22 protein-coding genes, 1 pseudogene and 1 riboswitch are annotated in these 22867 nt (G+C 69.7%); of the genes and pseudogenes, 13 read left to right on the top strand and 10 right to left on the bottom strand.

All coding sequences use genetic code 11. The annotated features are described in order from the left end of the window. Positions 1–23: 23 nt before the first annotated feature. From AB4Z46_RS05030 to AB4Z46_RS05020, 3 genes are read right to left on the bottom strand one after another with little or no spacing between them, the layout of a single operon-like run. On the bottom strand, positions 24–1061 hold the full coding sequence (locus AB4Z46_RS05030) for a branched-chain amino acid ABC transporter permease (protein ID WP_442282378.1): 1038 nt from the start codon (positions 1059–1061) through the stop codon (positions 24–26). Continuing rightward, positions 1061–1942, bottom strand: coding sequence for a branched-chain amino acid ABC transporter permease (locus AB4Z46_RS05025; RefSeq protein WP_442282377.1), 882 nt, complete (start codon positions 1940–1942; stop codon positions 1061–1063). The genes AB4Z46_RS05030 and AB4Z46_RS05025 overlap by 1 nt, the downstream gene beginning before the upstream one ends. Beyond that, positions 1939–2799 carry an ABC transporter ATP-binding protein gene (locus tag AB4Z46_RS05020; RefSeq protein WP_442282376.1) on the bottom strand — a complete coding sequence of 287 codons (861 nt, stop codon included), beginning with the start codon at positions 2797–2799 and terminating at the stop codon, positions 1939–1941. Before AB4Z46_RS05020 ends, AB4Z46_RS05025 begins: the two co-directional genes overlap by 4 nt. 118 nt (positions 2800–2917) lie before the next feature. On the opposite strand from AB4Z46_RS05020, the gene AB4Z46_RS05015 reads away from it, so the two are divergent. Next, positions 2918–3595, top strand: coding sequence for a TetR/AcrR family transcriptional regulator (locus AB4Z46_RS05015; protein WP_442282375.1), 678 nt, complete (start codon positions 2918–2920; stop codon positions 3593–3595). A 3-nt stretch (positions 3596–3598) separates the two neighbouring features. Next, on the top strand, positions 3599–4012 hold the full coding sequence (arfB, locus tag AB4Z46_RS05010; protein ID WP_442282374.1) for an alternative ribosome rescue aminoacyl-tRNA hydrolase ArfB: 414 nt from the start codon (positions 3599–3601) through the stop codon (positions 4010–4012). Here the strand turns inward: arfB and AB4Z46_RS05005 are convergent. Both AB4Z46_RS05005 and AB4Z46_RS05000 read right to left on the bottom strand, forming a co-directional pair. Beyond that, positions 3981–5693, bottom strand: coding sequence for a SulP family inorganic anion transporter (locus AB4Z46_RS05005; protein ID WP_442282373.1), 1713 nt, complete (start codon positions 5691–5693; stop codon positions 3981–3983). The two genes, arfB and AB4Z46_RS05005, sit on opposite strands and share 32 nt — an antisense overlap. Positions 5694–5756: 63 nt before the next feature. Beyond that, positions 5757–6656: a LysR family transcriptional regulator gene (locus AB4Z46_RS05000; RefSeq protein WP_442282372.1), complete on the bottom strand. Its 900-nt coding sequence runs from the start codon at positions 6654–6656 to the stop codon at positions 5757–5759. A 138-nt stretch (positions 6657–6794) separates the two neighbouring features. Here AB4Z46_RS05000 and AB4Z46_RS04995 point away from each other — a divergent pair, with 138 nt between their 5' ends. From AB4Z46_RS04995 to AB4Z46_RS04985, 3 genes are read left to right on the top strand one after another with little or no spacing between them, the layout of a single operon-like run. After that, positions 6795–8579 carry a sulfatase-like hydrolase/transferase gene (locus AB4Z46_RS04995; RefSeq protein WP_442282371.1) on the top strand — a complete coding sequence of 595 codons (1785 nt, stop codon included), beginning with the start codon at positions 6795–6797 and terminating at the stop codon, positions 8577–8579. Between the two features lie 19 nt (positions 8580–8598). After that, positions 8599–8976 carry a hypothetical protein gene (locus tag AB4Z46_RS04990; protein WP_442282370.1) on the top strand — a complete coding sequence of 126 codons (378 nt, stop codon included), beginning with the start codon at positions 8599–8601 and terminating at the stop codon, positions 8974–8976. 9 nt (positions 8977–8985) lie between these two features. Continuing rightward, positions 8986–10377 (top strand): coniferyl aldehyde dehydrogenase, encoded by a 1392-nt coding sequence (locus AB4Z46_RS04985; RefSeq protein ID WP_442282369.1) that lies wholly within the window; start codon positions 8986–8988, stop codon positions 10375–10377. 90 nt (positions 10378–10467) lie between these two features. Here the strand turns inward: AB4Z46_RS04985 and AB4Z46_RS04980 are convergent, their stop codons facing one another. Then, the gene (locus AB4Z46_RS04980) at positions 10468–11310 is read right to left on the bottom strand and encodes an AraC family transcriptional regulator (RefSeq protein WP_442282368.1); all 843 of its coding nucleotides are present in this window, start codon (positions 11308–11310) and stop codon (positions 10468–10470) included. Between the two features lie 89 nt (positions 11311–11399). Here AB4Z46_RS04980 and AB4Z46_RS04975 point away from each other — a divergent pair, with 89 nt between their 5' ends. After that, positions 11400–12641 carry an MFS transporter gene (locus AB4Z46_RS04975; protein WP_442282367.1) on the top strand — a complete coding sequence of 414 codons (1242 nt, stop codon included), beginning with the start codon at positions 11400–11402 and terminating at the stop codon, positions 12639–12641. A 6-nt stretch (positions 12642–12647) separates the two neighbouring features. Beyond that, positions 12648–13406 carry a sulfite exporter TauE/SafE family protein gene (locus AB4Z46_RS04970; RefSeq protein WP_442282366.1) on the top strand — a complete coding sequence of 253 codons (759 nt, stop codon included), beginning with the start codon at positions 12648–12650 and terminating at the stop codon, positions 13404–13406. Positions 13407–13421: 15 nt separating this feature from the next. Here the strand turns inward: AB4Z46_RS04970 and arsC are convergent. From arsC to AB4Z46_RS04950, 4 genes and pseudogenes are all read right to left on the bottom strand, one after another. Next, positions 13422–13781: pseudogene (gene arsC, locus AB4Z46_RS04965) on the bottom strand (arsenate reductase (glutaredoxin)); the annotation flags it as partial. 46 nt (positions 13782–13827) lie between these two features. After that, positions 13828–14340, bottom strand: coding sequence for a 6,7-dimethyl-8-ribityllumazine synthase (locus tag AB4Z46_RS04960; RefSeq protein WP_442282365.1), 513 nt, complete (start codon positions 14338–14340; stop codon positions 13828–13830). An 86-nt stretch (positions 14341–14426) separates the two neighbouring features. Then, positions 14427–14584: riboswitch (FMN riboswitch) on the bottom strand. Between the two features lie 105 nt (positions 14585–14689). After that, positions 14690–15781: a DNA glycosylase AlkZ-like family protein gene (locus AB4Z46_RS04955; RefSeq protein WP_442282364.1), complete on the bottom strand. Its 1092-nt coding sequence runs from the start codon at positions 15779–15781 to the stop codon at positions 14690–14692. Positions 15782–15820: 39 nt separating this feature from the next. Further along, on the bottom strand, positions 15821–16288 hold the full coding sequence (locus AB4Z46_RS04950) for a SixA phosphatase family protein (protein WP_442282539.1): 468 nt from the start codon (positions 16286–16288) through the stop codon (positions 15821–15823). Between the two features lie 174 nt (positions 16289–16462). Here AB4Z46_RS04950 and AB4Z46_RS04945 point away from each other — a divergent pair, with 174 nt between their 5' ends. The 6 genes from AB4Z46_RS04945 to AB4Z46_RS04920 all read left to right on the top strand — a co-directional run bounded on the left by AB4Z46_RS04945 (position 16463) and on the right by AB4Z46_RS04920 (position 22838). Then, positions 16463–16969: a C40 family peptidase gene (locus AB4Z46_RS04945; protein ID WP_442282363.1), complete on the top strand. Its 507-nt coding sequence runs from the start codon at positions 16463–16465 to the stop codon at positions 16967–16969. A gap of 177 nt (positions 16970–17146) precedes the next feature. Next, positions 17147–18385, top strand: coding sequence for a 3-methyl-2-oxobutanoate dehydrogenase (2-methylpropanoyl-transferring) subunit alpha (locus AB4Z46_RS04940; protein ID WP_442282362.1), 1239 nt, complete (start codon positions 17147–17149; stop codon positions 18383–18385). Positions 18386–18459: 74 nt separating this feature from the next. Next, a complete protein-coding gene (locus tag AB4Z46_RS04935; protein WP_442282361.1) occupies positions 18460–19473 on the top strand; it encodes an alpha-ketoacid dehydrogenase subunit beta in 1014 nt (337 codons plus the stop codon). Between the two features lies 1 nt (position 19474). Beyond that, positions 19475–20713: a dihydrolipoamide acetyltransferase family protein gene (locus AB4Z46_RS04930; RefSeq protein ID WP_442282360.1), complete on the top strand. Its 1239-nt coding sequence runs from the start codon at positions 19475–19477 to the stop codon at positions 20711–20713. 136 nt (positions 20714–20849) lie between these two features. Then, the gene (locus AB4Z46_RS04925; protein ID WP_442282359.1) at positions 20850–21212 is read left to right on the top strand and encodes a hypothetical protein; all 363 of its coding nucleotides are present in this window, start codon (positions 20850–20852) and stop codon (positions 21210–21212) included. A gap of 63 nt (positions 21213–21275) precedes the next feature. Continuing rightward, entirely contained in the window at positions 21276–22838 is a 1563-nt protein-coding gene (locus AB4Z46_RS04920; RefSeq protein ID WP_442282358.1) for a hypothetical protein, read from the top strand. The last annotated feature ends 29 nt before the right edge of the window (positions 22839–22867 follow it).

The following is a 22867-nucleotide window of genomic DNA, read 5'->3' as shown; positions in this document are numbered from 1 at the left end:
GATGTCTCCGGGTTGGATGCGGCCTAGGTCTTGAACGGCCACAGATGGAAAAAGCGGCGAATGCGCCGCCACACTTCTGCGAGCCCGTGCGGCTCGAACACCAGAAAACCGACGATCAGGAGGCCGAAGACGACCGTGCGCACGGGCGAGAGGAACACCGTCGCCTCGGTGCCTCCGGGGAGCAGGTCGAACACCAGCTTGAGCAGCTCCGGCACCATGGTCATGAAGACCGCGCCGAGGATGCCGCCCAGGATCGTGCCCATGCCGCCGACGATGATCGCGGCCAGGAAGAAGATCGACATCAGGAGCGGAAAACTCTCGGGCGTGACGACCCGGAAGAAGTAGGCCCAGAGGCCACCGGCGACGCCGGCGTAGAAGGACGACAGGCCGAAGGACAGCAGCTTGTAGCGCAGCAGCGGAATGCCCAGCACCTCGGCCGAGATGTCGCGGTCGCGGATCGCGATGAAGGCGCGGCCGATGCGGGTGCGGAACAGGTTGGCCGCGCCCAGCACCATCAGCAGCGTGACCGGCAGGATCACCCAGTAGAGCCGGAACGAGGTGTCGAGCGCGAGCCCGAACAGCTGCGCCGGTGGCAGCGAGAGCCCGGTGGTCCCGCCCGTGAGCTTGAGGTTGGCGAACAGGAAGTGCGTGATGAACGAGGCCGCGATGGTCGCGATCGCGAGATAGAGCCCCTTGACCCGCAGCGACGGGATTCCGACCACCAGGCCGCCGAGCATCGCCACCACGCCGCCGGCCACCAGGTTGAGCAGGAAGGGCGTTCCCAGCCGGGTCTGCATGATCGCGACCGTGTAGGCGCCCAGCCCCATGAAGGCGGCCTGGCCCAGGCTCACGAGCCCGGTGTAGCCGGTCAGGATGTTGAGGCCGGTGGCGCTCGCGACATTGATCGCGACCAGGCAGGCCAGATAGAGCCAGTAGTCGCTGGCCATGAACGGGAACAGCAGCAGCAGCGCGGCGCCAAGTGCCAGCCAGGCCTTCTGCGTGCGCGAATCGAACAGCGCGGCGTCGGCGATGTAGCTCTGCTTGAGGGTTCCTATCCGCATCAGAGTCTTTCGATTTCGTGGGTGCCGAACAGGCCGTACGGGCGGATCATCAGCACGACGACCAGCACCAAGAAGGTCGCCAGCAACTTGTATTCGCCGCCGAGGTACGAGCCCGCCAGCGCCTCGACCAGCCCGATGAAGACACCGCCGACCAGCGCGCCGAGCACGCTGTCGAGGCCGCCGACGATCACCACCACCAGCACCGAGAGGCCGAACACGCCCATCGACGACGAGATGCCGCCGATTGAGCCGACGATGATGCCGGCGACCGCCGCGATCATGGCCGAGGCCACCCAGGCGAGCGAGAACACGCGCGGCACGTTGATGCCCATCGAGTAGGCGGCAGCCTGGTCGGAGGCGGTGGCGCGCAATGCGACGCCGCCGCGCCAGAAGCGGAACACCAGCAGCACGAGCACGATCAGCGCCAGCGCCACCAGCGAGCCGTAGGCCACCTTGGGCGCCAGGAAGGCGTCGCCGATCATCACTGGCGTCTTCGGAAGGAACTCGGGCAGACGGCGCTGGTCGGCGGTCCAGATGATCTCGACCAGGCCGACCAGGATCGACCCCAGGCCGACGGTCACCATGAAGACCGAGATCGGTGGTTCGCCGAGCAGCGGCCGGATCATCGTGCGCTCGACCAGCGCGCCCAGCAGGCCGGCGCCCAGCACCGCACCGAGCACCGCCAGCCAGATCGGCAGCGAAAAGCTGGCGGCGAAGGCAAAGAACAGGTAGGCGCCGATCATCAGCATTTCGCCGATCGCGATGTTGACCACCCGGGTGGCCTTGTAGACCAGCACGAAGGCGAGCGCGGCCAGCGCGTAGAGGCCGCCGCTGGCGACGCCGTTGAGGGCGATCTCGAACAGGTAGGCCCAGTCCATCATTGGGCTGCCGCCATGGCCGCGCCGCGCAGCTTGTCGCGCAGCGCGGAGACGTCCCCGGCGCCGAGGTAGGCCCGGATCACCTCGGGGTCGGCCTGTACCGCCGCCGGCGCGCCCTGGGCAATGACCTGGCCGAAGTTGAGCACCACCACGTGGTCCGAGAGGTCCATCACCATGCCCATGTCGTGCTCGACCATCAGCACGGTCACGCCCCATTCGTCGCGCACGTCGAGGATGAAGCGCGCCATGTCCTCGGTCTCCTCGCGGTTCATGCCGGCCACCGGCTCGTCGAGCATCAGCACGCGCGGCTGCATCGCCAGCGCGCGCGCCATCTCGACGCGCTTCTGCAGGCCGTAGGGCAGCGCCGAGACGGGCGCGTGGCGGATGTGGTCGATCTCGAGGAAGTCGATGATGCGTTCCTCGACGTCGCGCCGCAGCTCGGCTTCCTCGCGTCGCGCGCGGCCGAGGTAGAGCAGGGCGTCGAACACGTTGGTCCTGAGGTGCGAGTGGCGCCCGAGCTTGATGTTGTCGAGCACCGTCATGCCGCGGAACAGCGCGATGTTCTGGAAGCTGCGCGCGAGGCCGAGCCGGGCCCGCTGCGGTGCCGGCAGCGTCGTGATGTCGCGGCCTTCGAACAGCACCCGGCCGCTGGTGGGCCGGTAGAAGCCCGAGATGGTGTTGAAGAGCGAGGTCTTGCCGGCGCCGTTGGGGCCGATCACGGCCGTGATGGAGCCGGCCGCGACCTCGAAGCCGACGCCGCTCAGCGCCCGCACGCCGCCGAAGGCGAGCGTGAGGGCCTCCACGCGCAGCACGGGGCTGGAGGGCACTGCGGCGTCGGGACTGGCTTGGGCGTCAGGCATCGATCAGGGTTTGCGCGGAAGGAGGTGGGGTTACCCGTGCGTAGAATTTCTACTCACCGGTAATGTTCGATGCGGCGCCGCCTCGGCGGCATCGGGACTTTCCCGGGCACCTCGACCCATGGCCACCAGGACACTCCCCAAGCCCACAGGCGCCTCGCCCTGGAAGCCGGCCGGCGCCCGCGCGCAGCAGCGCGAGGCCAAGCGCAATGCCGTGCTGCAGACGGCCGCCAGGCTGTTCAACGAGCGCGGCTACCACGCGACCTCGCTCGACGACATCGCCGAGCAACTGCACGTCAGCAAGCCCACGCTCTACTACTACGTGAAGAGCAAGGACGACATCCTGCTCGAATGCGTGCGCACCGCGCTCGGCATGATGCAAGAGGGCATCGACGAGGTCCGCCGCGCCGGCGGCAGCGCGATCGACCAGCTCATGGCGTGCATGCGGATCTATTCGCGCATCGTGACGATGGACTTCGGCATGTGCGTCATCCGCATCGGCGAGGACCCGCTGCCGGCACCGCTGCGCAAGGAGCTTCGCCGCCTCAAGGCCGGCATCGACGGCGAGTTCCGGCGGCTCATCGCCGACGGCATCGCCGAAGGCTCGCTGGCGCCCTGCGACCCCAAGATGGCGGCCTTCGTGCTGGCCGGTGCGCTCAGCTGGATCGGCCGCTGGTACCGGCCCGGCGGCGGGCTCGACCCGGAGCAGATCGCCGACCAGAGCATCGCGCTGCTGATGTCCGGTGTGCAGCAGCGGCCCGCGACGGCGAGGAAGACGGCGGCGCGCAAGTCAAAATAGCGGATGTCCACGCCGCGTCCGCCCGTTCTCATCGATCCCCTGGAAGTCGAATTCAGCGCCATCCGGGCCCAGGGCGCGGGTGGCCAGAACGTCAACAAGGTGTCCAGCGCGGTGCACCTGCGCTACGACATCCCGGCGAGTTCACTGCCCGAAGACGTCAAGGAGCGGCTGCTCGCCTTGCGCGACAGCCGCATCACCCAGGAGGGCGTGCTGGTGCTGAAGGCGCAGCGGCACCGCAGCCAGGACATGAACCGGGCCGATGCGCTGGCGCGCCTGCAGGAACTGGTCGACGGCGTCGCCACGCCGCCGCGCGCACGCCGCGCCACCAAGCCGACCTATGGCTCCAGGCAGCGCCGGCTCGAAGGCAAGAGCCAGCGCTCGGAGATCAAGAGCCTGCGCGGACCGGTGAAGGACTGAGTTCTTCGGCCGCCGCCGGCTGCCGCGCGAGGGCCGCCAGCGCCTCGTTGTCGGTCCGGTAGGCGAACAGCATCGGCCCCGGCGCCAGCAGCCCGGCGCGCTCGAGCACCTGCTGCGCCGGCAGCTTCAGGCCCGAGATGTGCAGCCGCACGCCCTGCGACTCGAGCAGGCGGCGGATGCTGCCGAACACTTCGGCGCCGGTGATGTCGATGCGGTTGATCGGGTGGGCGAAGAGGCAGACGTCGGTCAGCCCGGGCCGCTCGGCCAGCGCCACCGTGATCGCGCGTTCCAAGGTGCTGGCCGACGCGAAATCAAGCTCGGCGTCCATGCGCAGCGCATAGAGGTCGGGGGCCAGCGGCGGCAGGTGCCACAGGTGGCGGTCGCGCAGGCTGCCGTCCGGGTGCAGGCCGACCTCGATGATGCGCGGATGCAGGTGGCGGTACATGTAGTGCGCCAGCGCGGCCAGCAGGCCGCCCAGCACGCCCCAGTAGATCGATGGCGCGGTCGCGATCGTGAGCGCGAAGGTGCCGAGCGCGATCGACGCTTCGATGCGGGAGATGCGCCACAGCGCGACGAAGGCCGAGGGCCGCAGCAGCCCGATGGTGGCGGTCGCCACGATGGCGGCGAGCACCGCCTGCGGCACGTGGTAGAGCAGCGGCATGGCCCACAGCAGCGCGGCGGCGACCACGGCGACGCTGAACAGCGTCGCCCATTGCGTCTTCGCGCCGGCGTACAGCGTGATGGCCGAGCGCGAAAAGGAGGAACTGGTCGGGAACGAGCCGGTCAGGCCCGAGGCGATCTTGGCCAGACCCTGGCCGATCAGGTCCTGGTTCTCGTTCCAGAGCTTGCCGGAGCGTGCGTTGTCCACCTTGGCGCTGGATGCGGTCTCCAGAAAGCTCACGAGCGTGACCAGGAAGGCCGGCAGCAGCAGGCTGCCCAGTTCATTGAGCGAGAGGCCGCCGGGCCAGTAGAAATGCGGCAGGCCCGAAGGCAGCGTGCCGATCACCGCGCCGCCGTGCAGCGCATAGCCGATCGCGGCGCTGATCGCCGCGGTGGCCCCGACCAGCGCCATGGTGGTCGGGAAGCGTGGCGCCAGCCGCTTGCCGAGCCACAGAGTCGCCATGCCCCCGAGCCCGAAGGCGATCGCGATGACGTCGGGCCGCGGGCCCTGCAACAGCTGGGTGGCCGAGCGTCCCGTGTAGCCCAGCAAGGCGGGCAACTGCGAGAGCGTGATCAGCACCGCCGCGCCCTGCGTGAAACCCATCAGCACCGGCGAATTGACCATCCGCAGCAGCCAGCCGAAGCGGACCGCGCCGAGCGTCACCTGCATCAGGCCCGACAGCAGCGTGAGCCAGACCGCGTAGGCCACCCATTCGCGGCTGCCGGGTATCGCCAGCGGCGCCAGCGAGGCGCCGACCAGCAGGCTGGTGAGGGCCGTGGGGCCGACCGAGAGCCGGGCGGAGGAACTGAACAGCAGCGCGACCAGCGCCGGCAGCAGCGCGGCGTAGACGCCGGTCACCAGCGGCATGCCCGCCAGCGCCGCATACGCGACGCCCTGCGGGATCACCATCAGCGCCACCGTGACGCCGGCCGCGGCCTCGTTGACGAGCAGTGCCCGGTCGGGACGCGGCCAGGCGAGGAAGGGAAGCCAGCGCGTGAGCTGGTCGCGGGTCAGGGCCATGGGCGCAGCCCGCGGGAAGTTGGAGAATGCACCCGCCGATGATACGAAAGCGCGGACCTTCGATCAGGGCGCGGGCGTCGCGGCCGCCGCCAGGCGCTCGATCAGCAGGACCGCAGCGGGCGAGGGTGTCCGGCCGCGCAGGCTCACCGCGCCGACCGCCACCGGCCAGGGGCGAAAGTCGGCGAGATTCAGGCGGACGAACTCGCCGCTCGCGAGTTCGCTTGCCAGTACCTGTTCGGTACACACCAGCACCACGTCGCTTTGCCGGGCCAGATCCTTGAGCAGGTACACGTTGTCGCAGGTCAGGGCCCAGGGCACCGCCTGCGGCAGCTTGAGCATCCGGCGCAACCGCTCCCTGAGCTCCGGCGGCAGGTGCACCGAGGCGAAGCGCTCGCCCGCGATGTCGGCCATCGCGAGCCGACGGCGCCGCGCCAGCGGATGCGCGGCCCGGCAGAAGAAGCCGCCACGCTGCGTCGCGAGCGGATGCACCGCGACGGTCTCCGGCAGCGTCGTGGCGCGCGTGTCGGCGGCGAAGAACTCGATGGCCTCGGTGTCCAGCAGCTTGCACAGTGCCGCCGTGTGGTCGATCTGCAGCGTCACGCGCAATCCCGGATGGCTGGCCTGGAGTCCGGCCAGGGCCACGGGCAGCAGCGTGGCGGCGGGAAACGGCCCGGCCCCGACCGCGAGCTCGCCGATCTCGGCGTCGCGCAAAAGTCGCATGTCGTGCGCGAGGTCGCGCGCGCTGCGCAGCAAGGGGTGGGCGCGCGCCAGCAGCTGGCGGCCTGCGGCCGTGAGCGCGACGCCTCCCTGGCTGCGGTCGAAAAGTCGCACGCCAAGCGCGCTTTCGAGCGACTGGATGCTGCGGCTCAGGGCCGACTGGGTCAGGTGGGCCTGCTCGGCCGCGCGCGCGAAGTGGCGCGTCTCGGCCAGCAGGGCGGCGTGCTGCAGCTTGCGCAGGTCCATGGCTTCGATCTTCAATTTCGATGGAGGAGGCAATGAGTTTCTCTCATCAAGATACGGAAAACAATGCATTGGACGTGCAAAGTGCCGGCACCCAGAATCCGCGTCACCGGGCCGATCGCGCACGGAGGAGGCAAGACAATGAACCATCCGGGTCCGGGAAGGCGCCAGATGCTGGGCGCGCTCGCTGCCGTCGGTGTCGGTGCCGTGGTCGGCACGCTGGGCGAGCGGGCGCAGCGTCCGTACCGCGCACCGCGGGGCCTGTCGGCGGCGGTGAGCGACAGGCAGCGGGCCGGCCGGCGGCCCAACATCCTGCTGATCATGTCGGACCAGGAGCGCGGCTGGCCCGACCTGCCGGCGGGCCTGGGCCTCGACGCCCACGAACTGCTGCTCGAGCACGGGACCGGGTTCACGCGCCACCACGCGCACACCACGCCGTGCTCGCCCTCGCGCTCGAACATCTATTTCGGGCAGCACACGCAGCGCACCCACATGACGGCCAACATCGATGCGCCGCCCACCTTCCCGAAGCTGCCCTCGGGCCTGCCCAGCATGGGCCACCTGCTGCGCGCCCAGGGCTACTACACGGCGTACAAGGGCAAGTGGCACCTGAGCCCGATCGGGCACGATCCCGGGCTGGTGTACGGCGCCTATCCGAACACGGTCGATGCGCTCGAGCCCTTCGGCTTCGCCGACTACAACATCGACGGCGATCCGCATGGCGCCACCTGGACCGGCTACCGCTACGACGCCCAGATCGCGAGCAACGCCGTGCAGTGGCTCGGCACCCGCGCCCGTGCGCTCGCCGATGAGCGCAAGCCCTGGTTCCTGGCGGTCAACTTCGTCAACCCGCACGACATCATGTACTTCAGCTCGGGCCAGGAGCAGCTGCGAACGCGGCTGCGGCGCGACCTGCTCGCGCCCCTGTCGGCGCCCCCGGTAGGCGGCACCTACGATCGTCGCTGGGACCTGCCGCTGCCCGCCAGCTACTACCGGGACGACCTGTCGACCAAGCCCTGGGCGCAGCGCTCGTACGTCGAGGTGTGCAACACGCTCTACGGCCACATCGAACCCTCGAACGAAGCGCTGTGGCGCGCCTACCAGAGCTACTACTTCAACTGCATCCGGGACGTCGACGCCCATGCGCTCACGGTGCTGCGCGCGCTGGAGCGGCTCGGCATGGAACGCGACACCATCGTGGTCTACACGGCCGACCACGGCGAGATGGCGGGCGCGCACCGGCTGCGCCAGAAGGGCCCGCACATCTACAAGGAAAACGTGCGCGTGCCGCTGATCGTGCGCCACCCCGACGTGCGCGGCGGCCGCCAGACCGAGGCGCTGAGCGGCTGCATCGACGTGCTGCCGATGCTGCTGGGCTTTGCCGGCGTGCAGGACGCCGCCCGCAGCGAGCACTACCCATGGCTGCAGGGCGTCGATGTCGGCGCCGCGGTGTCGGACCCGCGCGCACGCACCGAGCGCGATGCGCGCGGCATCCTCTTCAACTACGGCGTTCCGCTCTACATCGACCCCGACTTCACGCGCGCGACCATCGAGACCGATGCGCGCAGCCCCGGGCTCGCGGCGCTGCGCGTGGCGCTCGACCGCGGCCAGATGTTCCCGGGGCGCGAGCACCCGGCCTTGTTCCGGGGCGTGCACGACGGCCGCTACAAGTTCGCGCGCTACTTCCGGCCGGCCGACCACCACACGCCCACCGACTGGGCGACGCTGACCGCGCGCAACGAACTCGAGCTCTACGATACCGAGACCGACCCCGACGAACTCGTCAACCTCGCGGCGCAGCCGGAGGCCCACAAGGAGCGCTTGCTGGCGTTGTCGGCGCGCACCAATGCGCTGGTGGCGCGCGAGGTCGGTGCCGACCTCGGTGCGGAGTTTCCCGGCCCGGCGCGCTGGTACAGCCGCAGTTGAACATTCAGGAGAGGCAACGATGACTTCCAGCGCGCCCCGCTCGCGTCTTCTTTTCTGGACCGGACTGGCCACGATGCTGCCCGGCCTGCAGTTCGTCTTTCCGGTGGCGACGCTCGGCGCCCTCGGCATCGAGGTGGGCGATGCCGCGGGCATGTTCTACGCGCGCCACTGGGGGCTGATGGCGGTGTGCGTGGGCGCGTTGCTCATGGTCGCGTCGCGGCCCGTGGGCGCGCGCGGCGCCATCGTGCTGGCCGCCACGGTCGAGAAACTGGGGCTGGTGCTGCTCGTCGCACTGGCCTGGAACGAACCGGCCTTGCGGGGATTGCGCGGCGCCGCGGTGTTCGACGCGCTGTGCGTGCTGCTCTATGTGCCCCTGCTGTGGCGCTGGGCGCGCTAGATTCGCGCCATGACCGACCTGCAATCCCTGTTCGATGACCAGCACCGGGCCAGCCGCCACGCCGCCGACGTGCCGATCGCCGAGCGGCGCGACCGCGTGCAGCGCGTGCAGGGCCTGCTCGACCGGCACGGCGCCGCGATCGCGGCGGCGGTCGAGGCCGACTTCGGGGTCCGCTCCGCGGCGCTCACCGAGGTGGCCGACCTGTTCGTACTGCGCAACCTGCTGCGCCAGCTCTTGTGCCGGCTGGCCGGCTGGAGTCGGCCGGTGCGCGTGCGCACGCCGATCCACCTGCAGCCGGCGCGGGCCTGGGTCCAGCGCCAGCCGCTCGGCGTGGTGGGCGTCATCTCGCCCTGGAACTACCCGCTGCAGCTTTCGCTCGGCCCCGCGGCCACGGCGCTGGCTGCGGGCAACCGCGTGATGCTCAAGCCCAGCGAGCTGACGCCGCGCACGTCGGCGCTGCTCGCCGAGCTGGTCGCCGAGGCTTTCGCCCCGGGGGAGTTCACTGTGGTGCAGGGGGACGCGGGCATCGCGGCGCAGTTCGCGGCGCTGCCTTTCGACCACCTGTTCTTCACCGGCTCGACCGCGGTGGGCCGCAAGGTGGCGCAGGCCGCGGCGGCCAACCTCACGCCGACCACGCTGGAGCTGGGCGGCAAGTCGCCCTGCATCGTCGATGCCTCGGCCGACCTCGAGGAGGCGGCGCTGCGCATCGCGCACGGCAAGCTGCTGAACGCCGGCCAGACCTGCATCGCGCCCGACTACGTGCTGCTGCCGCGCGGGCGCGAGGACGACTTCGCGGCGGCCTGGCAACGCGCGGTGGCGCGGCTGTTCCCGCGCGTCGAGGGCAACCCCGACTACGCGGCGATCCTGGGACAGGGTCACCTGGAGCGGCTGCGCGCGCTGCTCCAGGAGGCCAGGGACAGCGGCGCCCGCATCGAGCAGCCCGTTGCCGACCCGGGAGCGCGGCAGCTGGCGCCCGCATTGGTCATCGGCCCGGAGCCGGGCCTTCGGCTTTTGCAGGAGGAGATCTTCGGCCCCATCCTTCCGGTCCTGCCGTGCGACGACAGCGAGCAGGCGATCCGCTACATCAATGCCCGCCCGCGACCGCTCGCGCTCTACTGGTTCGGCACCGACACGGCCGCGCGCGACCGCGTGCTGGCGGGCACCGTGAGCGGCGGCGTCACCGTCAACGACACGCTGATGCACATCACGCACGACAACCTGCCGTTCGGCGGCGTGGGCGAAAGCGGCTGGGGCTCCTACCACGGGGAGGCCGGCTTCCTGCGCTTCACGCAGCAGAAGGCGGTGCTGGTGCAGTCGCGCTGGTCGGCCGGGTCGATGATCTATCCGCCCTATGGCGAGAAGCTGCGGCGGATGATGAAACTGCTTCGCGTGCTGGGCTAGCAGTTCAGCCGGCGCCGGGCCGCCCCAAGGCGGCTGCGGCCCCCCCGGGGGGCAGCGACCCACACGAAGTGGGGGAGCGTGGGGGTCAACCTACCCGCGCTTCTTGTGCTGGAACGCCGTCGGCGACTGCCCGGTGGCCGCCTTGAACATCGCGCAGAAGGCGCTGTCGGTCGCGTAGCCGCTGGCCGAGGCCACCAGGCTCACCGCCATGCCGCGTGCGAGCAGCGGCAGCGCATGCGCCAGCACCGCCTGCTGGCGCCACTGCTGCCAGCTCATGCCAAGCTGGTCGCGAAACAGCCGGGCCACCGTGCGCTCGCTGGCGCCGATCTGCTGGGCGCGTTCGGCCAGCGTGGCGCGGCCGGCCGGGTTGCGCAGCAGCGCCTCGCACAGCTGGCGCAGGCGCTTGTCAGCCGGCAACGGTACGTCGATGCGGATCTGGGTGGCGCGCTCGAGCTCGTCGACCAGCAGCGGCGCGATCCAGCGCTCGCGCTGCGCCGCATGCGGATCGGCCGGCGGCAGGCCGTCGGGCGTGGTGTCCAGCGCCAGCATCAGCGCGCGCATCAGCGGGCTGATCTCGAGCACCTCGCAGCGCTCCCAGACCGGACCCAGCCAGCTGTGCAGGTACACGGTGCGCAGCTCGGCATCCTCGATCAGCGAGATGCTGTGCGGCATGTCCGCCGGAACCCAGAGCGCGCGCGAGGGCGGCACGATGTAGCTGCCGTCCTCGGTGCTCAGGCGGATCACGCCGCGGGTCGAGAAGGTCAGCTGCGGCCAGGGGTGGCGGTGCAGTTCGACCAGCGTGTCGGCATTGAGGAAATGCTCCTTGGCCCGCAGCGGACGCAGGGCGTCGGGCGCGTAGAGGTGCGGCGTGAGCGGGCCGACGCTGTTGGCGGGGGCAGGACCGGGCGCGATGGGGGCGGCGGTGGGCGGCATGAATTCGACAAATGTTGTCTCTGTATCGCCATTCTGCCGTGCCGGGCCGGCTTAGGATCGACCCCCACGCCAGTTTCTTGTTGCAATCCATGTCTTCCGCTCCTTCCGCCAGTTCCGCGCCCACCGTGCGCTCCGACGTCAAGCTGATCGGCCTCGTCGGCCTGGCGCATGCCGTCAGCCATTTCAGCCAGCTGTTGCTGGCGCCGCTGTTCCCATGGCTGAAGGACGCGTTCAACGTCAGCTACACCGAACTCGGCGCCGTTCTGACCGTGTTCTTCGTCGTCTCCTGCCTGGTGCAGGCGGCCTCGGGTTTCATCGTCGACAAGCTCGGGCCGCGGCCCGTGCTGTTCGTCGGGCTGGGCATGCTGGCCCTCGCGGCCTTCGGTTATGCGCTGGCGCAGAACTACTGGATGCTGCTCGGCTCGGCGGTCGTGGCCGGCATCGGCAACGGGGTGTTCCACCCGGTCGACTACACGCTGTTCAATCGCAAGGTGGCGCCGACGCGCCTGGGCCATGCCTACAGCGTGCACGGCATCACCGGCAGCCTGGGATGGGCGTTGGCGCCGGCGTTCGTCGTGCCGCTGGCGATGGCCTTCGGCTGGCGCGTGGCACTGGCGTCGGGTGGCGCCGTGGCGGTGGTCGTGCTGGGGGTCCTGTGGCTCAACCGCAGCGCGCTGTCGCTCGACGTGAAGGCGGTGCAGAAAGCCGTCGGCGCGGACGCCGCAGCCGGCGGCGAGTTGGCCTTCCTGCGCATTCCGGCCGTCTGGATGTGCTTCGGCTTCTTCTTCTTCTATGCAATGGCGCTGAGCGTGGTGCAGACCTTCGCGCCGTCCGCGGCCGGGCGCCTGCACGAGGTGCCGGTGGCACTGATCGCGATCTGCCTGACCGTCTACATGGTCGCCAGCGCGGCCGGCATGGTGGTGGGCGGCTTCCTGGCCTCCGATCCGTCGCGCTGCGAGCGCATCGTCGGCGCCAGCTTCGGCATGGCCGCGGGGCTGGCGCTGGTGCTGGCATTCGCCGACCTGGCGCCAGCGCTGGTGCCGGTGATGTTCGGAGCGATGGGCTTCGCCTCGGGCATCGCCGGACCGTCGCGCGACCTGCTGGTCAAGCGCTCGACGCCCGCCAATGCCACCGGCCGCGTCTACGGCGTCGTGTATGCCGGGCTGGATATCGGGCAGGCGGTCGCGCCGCTGATCTTCGGCCGGCTGATGGACCACGGCCAGTACGTCAGCGTGATCGTGGGCCTGGCGGTGGTGCAGGGCGTGTTGATCGCCAGCGCCTTCAACGTCCGACGCGTCCGCCGCGAAGCCCTGTTGCCCGCTTCGGCCTGACGCTTCTTGCCTGCCTCGCTCTACCTGGTCGTCGCGCTCGGCGCGGTGGTCGCCGGCTTCGTGCAGGGGCTCTCGGGCTTCGCCTTCGGGCTGGTCGCGATGTCCTTCTGGGCCTGGACGGTGGAGCCGATGCTTGCCGCCATGCTGGCGGTGTTCGGCGCCCTCACCGGGCAGTTGATCGCGGCTGTCACGGTGCGCCGCGGCTTCGACTGGCCGACCTTGTGGCCCTTCCTGGTCGGTGGGCTGGCCGGCGTGCCGCTCGGCGTCTGGCTGCTGCCCCGGCTCGACGTGCCGCTGTTCAAGGCCTGCGTGGGCGGCCTGCTGGTGATCTGGTGCCCGGACATGCTGATGGCGCGGAGCCTGCCGAAGGTCCGGGCGGGTGGGCGCGCGGCCGACGGCGTTTCGGGGTTGCTGGGAGGCATCTGCAGCGGCGTCGCGGGCTTCGCCGGGGCCATCCCGACGCTCTGGTGCAGCGTGCGCGGCATGCCGAAGGACGCGAGCCGCGCGGTGGTCCAGAACTTCAATCTCGCGATGCTCGCCGTGTCGTTCGCGTTCCATCTCGGCGCCGGCAATGTCGGGGCCGAGATGCTGCCGCTGCTCGGGATCGTGGCGCTCGCGGTGCTGGTTCCGGTCCTGCTCGGCGCCCGGCTCTACATCGGCATCAGCGAGGCGGCGTTCCGCAACCTGGTGCTGGGGCTGCTGACGGCCTCGGGGGTGGCGCTGCTGGCGTCGTCGCTGCCGGCACTCCTGCAGCAAGCGAGCTGAGCGTCGCGCTCAGCGCTTCGGAAGAATTTCGAGTACCTGTTCCGCCGGCCGGCACAGGCGCGTGCCCAGCGGCGTGACCACGATCGGACGGTTCAGGAGGATCGGGTGCGCGACGATGAAGTCGAGCAGCTGGTCGTCGGTCCACCGGGTGTCGCCGAGGCCGAGCTCGTCGTAAGGCGTGCCGCGCTGGCGCAGCAGATCGCGCACCGGAACGCCCATCGCGGCGGCCAGCTCGCGCAGCCGCTCGCGGGTGGGCGGCGTCTTCAGGTATTCGATCACCTCGGGCTCGAGACCGTGTTCACGGATCAGCGCCAGCGTATTGCGCGAGGTGCCGCAGCCCGGGTTGTGGAAGAGGGTGACTTGGCTGGTTTGCATCCGCCTATTTTCACGCCTCGGCGCCTTCCGCCTGCGAGGACCGTGATCAGGCCGAGATCAGCGCATCGACGCGGCGCAGGCCCTCGATGGTCCTGACGCAGGCTTCGGCCACCTCGGTGCCCTTCACCGCGAAGTGCTGGTGGAAGTACCTGCGGTGTTCCACGTGCTCGTGGAAGTGATGCGGTGTGAGCACCGCCGACAGCACCGGCACGTTGGTCTCCAGCTGCACCGTCATCAGCGAGTTGACCACTGTGGTGGCGACGAAGTCGTGGCGGTAGATGCCGCCGTCGACCACCAGGGCGCAGCCGACGATGGCGGCATAGCGGCCCGAGGTCGCGAGCCGCTTGACGTGCAGCGGGATCTCGAAGGCGCCCGGCACGTCGAACACGTCGATGGTGTCGAGCGGCACGCCCTGGCGCTTCATTTCGGCCAGGAAGGCGTCGCGCGCCTGGTGGACGATGTCCGAGTGCCACTGCGCCTGAACGAAGGCGATGCGCTGGCCGCGCGGGGCGTCCGAGGCAGGGATGGCGGAGAGGGGAAGGTCGTTGATCTGACTCATGGTTTGCCTTTGCAAGGATTTCCTGAATCAGGGCGCACGAACCCGACGCCCGGCCGGCACGAGAACGCGCCGGCCCGACCACGGGATCGCGCTCTCTTTCATCCGGACTGTGACCGTCGGCCCCGGGATCTCACCAGGTCTGCTGACCCCGAGACTCAAGCAGAGCCTCGGGCGCTCGCGGGCTCGTGCAGCTTGCGCCGCCATCACCGCCGGTGGGGAATCTCACCCCGCCCTGAGAACGCTGCTCCGGCTCGCGCCGAAGCAGCACGGATTCTAGGCAAGTCCGGCCGGCCGCGCTGTCGCCCAGGGGCCAAGACCCCGGACCGGCCGGGGCTGGCGCGTCGGCGCCTCAGCGAGCGGCCAGGAATTGCGCCATGCGCTGCATCTCCTCGTCGAGCGCGGCGCGAAACGCGGCGCCCGTCGGCGGGGTGCCGGCATAGCCGAAAGCGGGCTGCAGCCGGCCGTCGCGCGCCGAGACATTGGCCCATCCGATCACGCGCTCGTGCCACAGCATGGGCAGGGCGTAGTAGCCGAACTTTCGCTTCGACGCCGGCGTGTAGGCCTCGAACTTGTACGCCCAGCCCCACAGCAGTTCGAAACGGCGGCGGTCCCACACCACCGGGTCGAAGGGGGCGAGCAGGCGAAGCTGCTCGTCGGGCGCGTGACGTCGCGAGGCCGGGTTGTCGTCCGCCGGCCAGTACCAGGTCGTGCCATCGATGCGGCAACTGGCGAGCTGTTCGCGCGCCAGGCGCAGCGCCGCTTGCACCTGGACCGAGAGATGCGGGGCGCCGTAGCCGAGCAGGCGCACGAGGTAGGTCAGGCTCGCGGCCGGCAGGGGCGCGTACTTGCGCACCACCAGATCGATCAGCGCGGCGGCGCGCTGCGCCCGGCCGGCGGGGCTGTCGTCGGCGGGCGGGTGCGTCACCGCCTCGTAGACGCGCGTGCCGCTGTCGCGCCGCTTCACGCGCAGCATGCCGCGGTAGTGCATGCCGTCGAGCAGGTGCGTGCTGGCGTTGCTCGAACCGCCCCAGTAGTTCTTCATGCGGCCATGCGCGAAATGCTGCTCGACCTCGCGCGGATGCACCGGCCCGCGCTCGCGCACGAAAGCCAGCACATCGGCCGCCTTGCGCCGGGTCTCGGCATCCCATGCGCGCCCGGCCTCGCGCGGGTGCATCAGCGCCAGGTGCTCGCGCGGCAGGAATCCGTAGTTGACGAGGCAGTCTTCCTCGACCGCGAGCCGCGTGTAGCGATTCTCCAGATCGCCGACGCGGTAGTCCTTGACGCGATGGCGCAGCGTGAGGTCCTGCGCGCGCGCCGGCGCGCGGATCGGATCGGCCTGCACGAAGCCCAGGCGCTGGATCGCGCGCGGCAGCGTCGTCGGCGTGAAAAGGGTCCGCGCCACCGCGTAGCGGCGCAAGGCATCGAGGGTCGTCTCAGGCATGCAGCGGATTGCAGCACAGCTGCGGGATGTCGCCGGGCGCTACTTCTTCGGCGCGTCCAGCTTCACTTTCGCCGGGGTGATCTCCCGGACATCGGCCCACGCCTTCGCGTCGAAGCGGAACTCGGCGACAGCGCACGTGGGCATGTCGACGATCTCGTTCGACAGCCGGTGCGCGAGGTCGGTGAACTCGGGGTTGTGGCCGAAGAGCATCACGTGCTCCAGCGTGTCGTCGAGTGCGCAGATGACGGCGAGCAGGCCGTCCGGGCTGCTGGCGTAGAGCCGTTCGTCGACGAAGATGGCCTCGCGTGGGTAGCCGATCTCCGCGGCGATGAGTTGCGCCGTCGTCAGCGCGCGCAGTGCCGGGCTCGACACGATCAGCTCGGGCTTCACTCCGCGCTTGCCGAGGCGCTTGCCCATGGCGGGCGCGTCCTGGTGGCCGCGATCGTCCAACGGTCGCTCGCGGTCGGGCAAGGACGGATCGTCCCGACTCGATTTGGCATGGCGCACCAGAAACAAGGTTTTCACGATCGACTTTCGAACTCGTTCAACTCTACACCCCGGAGTAGCGTGTGTGCGAAGACGTCATATCCGCTCGAAGCGGACGTTCGCCCGGATCGAGGCCTGGCAATCTTGAATACAGTACGCCCCATACGACCAGCCATTCAGCACGACCGATTCATGATGTCCGACGCCCCCGTTCCAACAGCACGTTCCCGCATCCATCTGCTGCGCCTGTTGCCGATCGCGGCCTGCCTCCTGGCGCTGGGCTGCGCGAGCCCACCGGCGCCGGGGCCCGCCGTCGGCGCCGCGGCGCTGACGGCTGAACAATCGAACGACGCCGCGATCCATGCGCTCGGCCTGGTCGGCACACCCTACCGCTACGGCGGCAACACGCCGGAAGGCGGCTTCGATTGCAGCGGGCTCATCGGCTACGTGTATCGAAAGAGCGCAGGCCAGGCGACGCCGCGCACCGTGGCGCGGATGGGCGCCTTCGGCCGCCCGGTGCCGGTGTCCGAGATCCGCTCCGGCGACCTGGTGCTCTTCGGCGCTTCCACGCCGTCGCACGCGGGCATCTACGTCGGAGAGGGGCGATTCGTGCACGCGCCGTCGACCGGCGGCGAGGTGCGGCTCGATCGCCTCGACGGTGTCTACTGGTCGCGTCAGCCGGTGCAGGCGCGCCGGCTCTGAGGGGGGCCGTCCGCAGGCCTCGATGACGGGCCTGATCGCACCTGTCGACGCTTGCAGCGTGGCCGCGATGGGTGGGCGCGTCCGACCTGCGCAGGTGCGGCGAAGCGTATTCCTTCGCTGCGCTTTGCAGCGCATACTGTGCGGGTGGCGTGACAGGCTCGCGCCGAGAGAACGAGGATGAACTCGCCGCAACCTCTGCGCTTGTACGTGCCCGAGCCGACCGGGCGTCCGGGTCACGAGACCGACTTCTCCTACCTGCACCTGTCGCCTGCCGGCGCCGTGCGCAAGCCGGCCCTCGACGCCTCGCCGGTCGACACTGCCGACCTGGCATTCACGCTTGTGCGCGTGCTCGGCGAGGACGGCCGCGCTGTCGGCCCGTGGGCGCCGCAGCCCGATGTGCCGCTGTTCAAGCGCGGCCTGCGCGCGATGATGAAGACGCGAGCCTTCGACGCCAGGATGCTGATTGCGCAGCGGCAGAAGAAGATCTCGTTCTACATCCAGTGCCTGGGCGAGGAGGCCATAGGGACCGCCCATGCGTTCGCCATCGAGCCGGGCGACATGTCATTTCCGACCTACCGTCAGCAGGGCCTGCTGCTGGCGCGCGACGACATTCCATTGGTGGAGCTGATCTGCCAGTTGATGAGCAACGCGCGCGATCCGATGAAGGGACGCCAGTTGCCGGTGATGTATTCGTACAGGCGCGCCGGCTTCTTCTCGATCAGCGGCAACCTGGCGACGCAGTTCATCCAGGCGGTCGGATGGGGCATGGCTTCGGCGATCAAGGGCGACACGAAGATCGCGTCGGCGTGGATCGGCGACGGCGCCACGGCCGAATCCGACTTCCACACGGCGCTGACCTTCGCGCATGTCTACCGCGCGCCCGTGATCCTCAACGTCGTCAACAACCAGTGGGCGATCTCGACCTTCCAGGCCATCGCCGGTGGCGAGGCAACCACTTTCGCGGCGCGCGGCGTCGGCTGCGGCATCGCGTCGCTGCGCGTCGACGGCAATGACTTTCTCGCGGTGCTCGCGGCGTCGCGCTGGGCGGCCGAGCGGGCGCGCAGCAATCTCGGGCCCACGCTGATCGAATGGGTCACCTACCGCGCCGGCGCGCACTCGACGTCGGACGACCCGTCGCGCTATCGGCCTGCCGACGACTGGCAGCATTTCCCGCTCGGCGACCCGATCGCCCGGCTGAAGCAGCATCTGGTGGGCCTGGGCGCCTGGTCCGACGAAGAGCATGAGCGCACGCAAGAGCAACTCGAGGCCGAGGTGTCCGCTGCGCTGAAGGAGGCCGAGCGCTACGGCGGGACGCTGATCGACGGCCATGTCCCGCCGCTCGAGTCGATGTTCGAGGACGTCTACAAGGACATGCCGGCGCACCTGCAAGCGCAGTTGCGGCAGGCGCGTGGCTGACATGGTCTGCCTCCACGCTCATCACTTCGTGCATTGCTGCCCCCCGAGGGGGCGTTCAGTGGGCGGGCGCTGACATGGCCCGCATGACGATGGTCCAGGCCCTGCGCTCGGCGATGGACGTGATGCTCGAGCGCGACCCGAACGTCGTGGTCTACGGTCAGGATGTCGGCTACTTCGGCGGCGTGTTCCGCTGTACCGAAGGACTGCAGGCGAAGCACGGCCGCTCGCGCGTCTTCGATGCCCCGATCTCCGAGGGCGGCATCGTCGGCTCGGCGATCGGCATGGCGGCCTACGGACTGCGCCCGGTGGTCGAGGTGCAGTTCGCCGACTACTTCTACCCGGCCTCGGACCAGATCGTCTCGGAGGCCGCGCGGCTGCGCTATCGCTCGGCCGGCGACTTCAGCGCGCCGATCACGATCCGCATGCCCTGCGGCGGCGGCATCTACGGCGGGCAGACGCACAGCCAGAGTCCGGAGGCGCTGTTCACGCATGTCTGCGGCCTGCGCACCGTGATGCCCAGCAATCCCTACGACGCCAAGGGCCTGCTGATCGCCTCGATCGAGAACGACGACCCGGTGATCTTTCTCGAGCCCAAGCGGCTGTACAACGGACCGTTCGATGGCCACCACGACCGGCCGGTGGTGCCCTGGTCGCAGCACGCATTGGGCGAGGTGCCCGAAGGGCACTACACGGTGCCGCTCGAAACGGCCGCGGTGTTCCGCAGGGGCGCCGACCTGACCGTGCTGACCTACGGCACGATGGTGTTCGTCTCGGAGGCGGCCGCGGCCGAGAGCGGCGTGGATGCCGAGATCATCGATCTGCGCAGCCTCTGGCCACTGGACCTGGAGGCGATCGTCGCCTCGGTCAGGAAGACCGGCCGTTGTGTCGTTGCCCACGAAGCCACGCGCACCAGCGGCTTCGGCGCGGAACTCGTGGCGCTGGTGCAGGAGCACTGCTTCTATCACCTGGAGGCGCCCGTCGAACGCGTGGCCGGCTGGGACACGCCGTACCCGCACGCGCTGGAATGGGCCTATTTCCCTGGCCCGGCGCGCGTGGCTGCGGCGTTCAGGCGCGCGATGGAGGCATGACGTGGCCGGCAGCATCCATGTGATCAAGGTGCCCGACGTGGGCGAAGGCACCGCGGAGGTCGAGCTCGTGGCCTGGCACGTACGGCCGGGTGACGCGGTGGTCGAAGACCAGGGTCTGGCCGACGTGATGACCGACAAGGCCATCGTCGAGATTCCGTCGCCGGTCGCGGGCCGCGTGCTTGCGCTGGGCGGAGAGGTCGGACAGACACTGGCGGTCGGCGCCGAGCTGATTCGCATCGAGCGGGCCGGCGACGCCGAGGCGCCCGTGGCTGCGCCTGCGCGGGCCGCCCCGCCACCTTCGCCGGCAGCGAAGCTTGCCGCAACGCCGCCGCCGTATGCGGGGCCCGCGAGGCCCGCGGCGGACCGTCCGATCGCCTCGCCGGCGGTGCGCAGGCGCGCATGGGAACTCGGCGTCGACCTCGGCGGCGTTGTGGCCAGCGGCACGGCTGGCCGCATCGTGCATGCCGACCTCGACGCGCATGTCGCCGCGCATGGCACGCGGCCGCCGGACCGTGCGCCCGGAACGGGGAGCGCCGAACGCAACGACCAGCAGGCGGTGCCCGTCATCGGCCTGCGCCGCCGCATCGCGTTGCAGATGCAGGAATCTAAACGTCGCATTCCGCATTTCAGCTACGTCGAGGAAGTCGACGTCACCGAGGTCGAGGCCCTGCGCGCGGCGCTCAACACGAAATGGAGCGCCGAGCGGGGGCACCTGACCTTGCTGCCCCTGCTCATGCGTGCGATGGTGCTGGCGGTGCGCGAGTTCCCGCAGGTCAACGCCCTCTTCGACGACGAAGCGGGCGTCGTCACGCGTCACGGCGCGGTGCACATCGGCATCGCCACGCAGACCCGGCACGGCCTGGTCGTGCCGGTCGTTCGGCATGCCGAGGCACGCGACCTGTGGGCCATGGCCGCCGAGTTGGCGCGCCTGGCCGAAGCCGCGCGGGCGGGCCGCGCGACGCGCGCGGAACTGAGCGGCTCGACGATCACGATCAGCAGCCTCGGCGCGCTCGGCGGCATCGTGTCGACGCCGGTGATCAACCGCCCCGAGGTCGCCATCGTCGCGGTCAACCGGATCGTCGAACGCCCGGTGCTGCGCGGCGGTGCCGTCGTGTCGCGGCGGATGATGAACCTGTCGTCATCGTTCGACCACCGGGTGGTCGACGGCATGGACGCCGCCCGGTTCGTGCAGGCGATGCGCGCAACGATCGAAGCCCCTGCGCTGCTGTTCGTCGAATAATGCGCTTCAGGCGCCGAAGTGCGGCTCGACAGCCTGGGCGACTTCTTCGGGTCGCTACTTGTATCGCGTCGGGCCATGGGCATTGAACCGATCTTGCGTTTCCGGGAATGAACCGATCGGAAAAACGAGGCATGGCATGACCCCAGGAGCATTCGTCGGAGCGGTTCTCGTCGTACTTGCCACGATGATGCCTGCGCATGCCCGCACCGAAGCCATCGGCGGAGGCCCGTCCCACCGTGGCGCTTCGCGCCCACCTGTCGACAGCACCGCGCTGTCCGACGGTGGCTCGAGCAGCGCGAAGACCGACGCTGCGGTCGGCCCCGGCGGGGCGATCTACACCCCCTTCGCGGAGGTGCCCGAGTCCAGTGGCTCGCAGGCCGCCGCCGCGACGCGATCCTCGAAATCCGAGGCCCCGGACTTGAGCCTCACGGTCATCGCGGCGCTCGCCGGCGTTGCCGTGTTCGGGTACATCCTGCGGCGCGCCATGGATGCCCATTGAGGGTTCCGTCGCGACCGACGCGCCAACGCATGCCCCGCTTTTGCCGAGCTGCCTCCATGGGTATTGAACCGATCGTCCGTTGTCGGGAATGAACGGGTCCGGTCGGCAAGCGCCGTCCGGGTCCGTGTTTCAACCCGCTTGGAGGTCACCATGAACATCCCACGGTTGTCGATCGCCCGTCGGTTTCACCTCAGTCGCGTTGCCGGCGCCTGCCTTGCCGTCGCCTGCGGCGTCGGTTGGGGAAGCGTCGAGGCTGCCGCAGGGTCGAACCAGCCACCGCCGCCGTGCCATCCGAACCCGCATGCCAGGGCCGACGGCGAGATCGTCGAGCAGCGCGGGGACGTGCGGCATCTGCCGGATCCATTGAAGGATCGTCTGGAGGCACTGGCCGAGCGCCCGCATTCGGCGCTGCCCATCCAGGCGTACGCTGAAGCCGATCAGCCGAGCCAGCTGTTTCAGTACTACGTGCTCGACGCGACAGGCTTCGAGCCGAATCCGTTCACTAAGCGGTTCCCGGGTGTGAACGACCAGGTGCAACTGACCGCCACCGGATTCGACTGCGGGCTGCCCACGATCGGTGCCGTGCGGCTGGTGGTGGAGCCCAAGCCGGAACTGCCGACCGACCCGACCGACATCCGCGCGTTCATCGACATCTTCACCGACCTCTCGGGTCTGTTCGTCATCAACAACGAAAGCGGCTGGTACGAAGGCTGGATGATCCACGATCTGCGCGTCGCGCCCGTGGCTTCGCCGTCGGGCTCCGCCAAGCCGGCGTTCGGCACGATCACGCCGGAGGACGCCGCCGCGCTGAAGGCGATGGGCAATGGCCACAACGTGCCGGGCCAGTTCTTCACGATGGACGGGCGCGATGTGCATCTTCCTGGCGCCGACGACCAGTTTCCGAGCCGGCAGACCAACGTCGTGCCGATCCAGTTGAGCATGGGGGCGTACAACTGCCTGCAGCAAAGCGACTGCCATTCCTACTGGGAATTCAACTACACGACGAACTGGGTCCATCCGACCTATGAGTTGCCCTTCACTGGCGGCCTGCCGGGCAGCTTCGAGGCGGGCCAGCTCGGTGCACTGTCGTCCATCGTGCCGGGATCAGGCCCCGCTGGCGTGAAGAACAACCCCGTGACCTATGGCGACAATCCCAACACCCTCGGCGCGCTGACGGGCAGCGGCCCCCGCGACGCCGACAAGTTCGACGGCGAAGCCGATGCACAACGCGAGTACCGGATGCGGTTCATTCCGAGCGGCCTGGCGCACGAGATCTATCTGGACATCTACGAACGGGTCAAGTCCTTCGAGCCTGGCGTGCCGTTCCCGCAGCGCCTGTATGACGCCTATGCGATCGAGGTCAAGCGGGTCGACGCCAATGGCGACGGCGTCATTTCGGCCGTGGAAGGCGACGTCGACACGGCCTCCGATGGCTTCGCGGACAACGCGCGGCTGTTCCTTCCGCCGACCTCCTTCAACCGCTTCGCGGTCACGCGCGAGATCAATGACGGGCTGCTGGCGCCGCGCTTTGCCCCGAGCCAGAGAGCCTGGGTGTTGAGCGGGAGCCAAAAGGCGGTGCGGCCGGCGGTGCCCGCGTCCGAGGGCCGCGACGGTGACGACCGCTGACCCTGCCGTGGCCCAGCTCGAGCGCAAGG

The sequence above is a fragment of the Variovorax sp. M-6 genome (genome assembly GCF_052114385.1).
GTDB lineage: Bacteria > Pseudomonadota > Gammaproteobacteria > Burkholderiales > Burkholderiaceae_C > Variovorax.
Note: the sequence above shows the minus strand (reverse complement) of the source record. Positions and strands in the feature narration are given on the sequence as shown.

Bases quoted from the DNA above. Each gene is read 5' to 3' on its own strand.
- AB4Z46_RS04990 (WP_442282370.1), top strand. From the start codon at position 8,599: ATGACTTCCAGCGCGCCCCGCTCGCGTCTTCTTTTCTGGACCGGACTG.
- AB4Z46_RS05020 (WP_442282376.1), bottom strand. From the start codon at position 2,799: ATGCCTGACGCCCAAGCCAGTCCCGACGCCGCAGTGCCCTCCAGCCCC.
- AB4Z46_RS05030 (WP_442282378.1), bottom strand. From the start codon at position 1,061: ATGCGGATAGGAACCCTCAAGCAGAGCTACATCGCCGACGCCGCGCTG.
- AB4Z46_RS05015 (WP_442282375.1), top strand. From the start codon at position 2,918: ATGGCCACCAGGACACTCCCCAAGCCCACAGGCGCCTCGCCCTGGAAG.
- AB4Z46_RS04960 (WP_442282365.1), bottom strand. From the start codon at position 14,340: ATGAGTCAGATCAACGACCTTCCCCTCTCCGCCATCCCTGCCTCGGAC.
- AB4Z46_RS04925 (WP_442282359.1), top strand. From the start codon at position 20,850: ATGACCCCAGGAGCATTCGTCGGAGCGGTTCTCGTCGTACTTGCCACG.
- AB4Z46_RS04980 (WP_442282368.1), bottom strand. From the start codon at position 11,310: ATGCCGCCCACCGCCGCCCCCATCGCGCCCGGTCCTGCCCCCGCCAAC.
- AB4Z46_RS04940 (WP_442282362.1), top strand. From the start codon at position 17,147: ATGAACTCGCCGCAACCTCTGCGCTTGTACGTGCCCGAGCCGACCGGG.
- AB4Z46_RS04945 (WP_442282363.1), top strand. From the start codon at position 16,463: ATGTCCGACGCCCCCGTTCCAACAGCACGTTCCCGCATCCATCTGCTG.
- AB4Z46_RS05000 (WP_442282372.1), bottom strand. From the start codon at position 6,656: ATGGACCTGCGCAAGCTGCAGCACGCCGCCCTGCTGGCCGAGACGCGC.
- AB4Z46_RS04935 (WP_442282361.1), top strand. From the start codon at position 18,460: ATGGCCCGCATGACGATGGTCCAGGCCCTGCGCTCGGCGATGGACGTG.
- AB4Z46_RS05025 (WP_442282377.1), bottom strand. From the start codon at position 1,942: ATGATGGACTGGGCCTACCTGTTCGAGATCGCCCTCAACGGCGTCGCC.
- arfB (WP_442282374.1), top strand. From the start codon at position 3,599: ATGTCCACGCCGCGTCCGCCCGTTCTCATCGATCCCCTGGAAGTCGAA.
- AB4Z46_RS04995 (WP_442282371.1), top strand. From the start codon at position 6,795: ATGAACCATCCGGGTCCGGGAAGGCGCCAGATGCTGGGCGCGCTCGCT.
- AB4Z46_RS04975 (WP_442282367.1), top strand. From the start codon at position 11,400: ATGTCTTCCGCTCCTTCCGCCAGTTCCGCGCCCACCGTGCGCTCCGAC.
- AB4Z46_RS05005 (WP_442282373.1), bottom strand. From the start codon at position 5,693: ATGGCCCTGACCCGCGACCAGCTCACGCGCTGGCTTCCCTTCCTCGCC.
- AB4Z46_RS04985 (WP_442282369.1), top strand. From the start codon at position 8,986: ATGACCGACCTGCAATCCCTGTTCGATGACCAGCACCGGGCCAGCCGC.
- AB4Z46_RS04955 (WP_442282364.1), bottom strand. From the start codon at position 15,781: ATGCCTGAGACGACCCTCGATGCCTTGCGCCGCTACGCGGTGGCGCGG.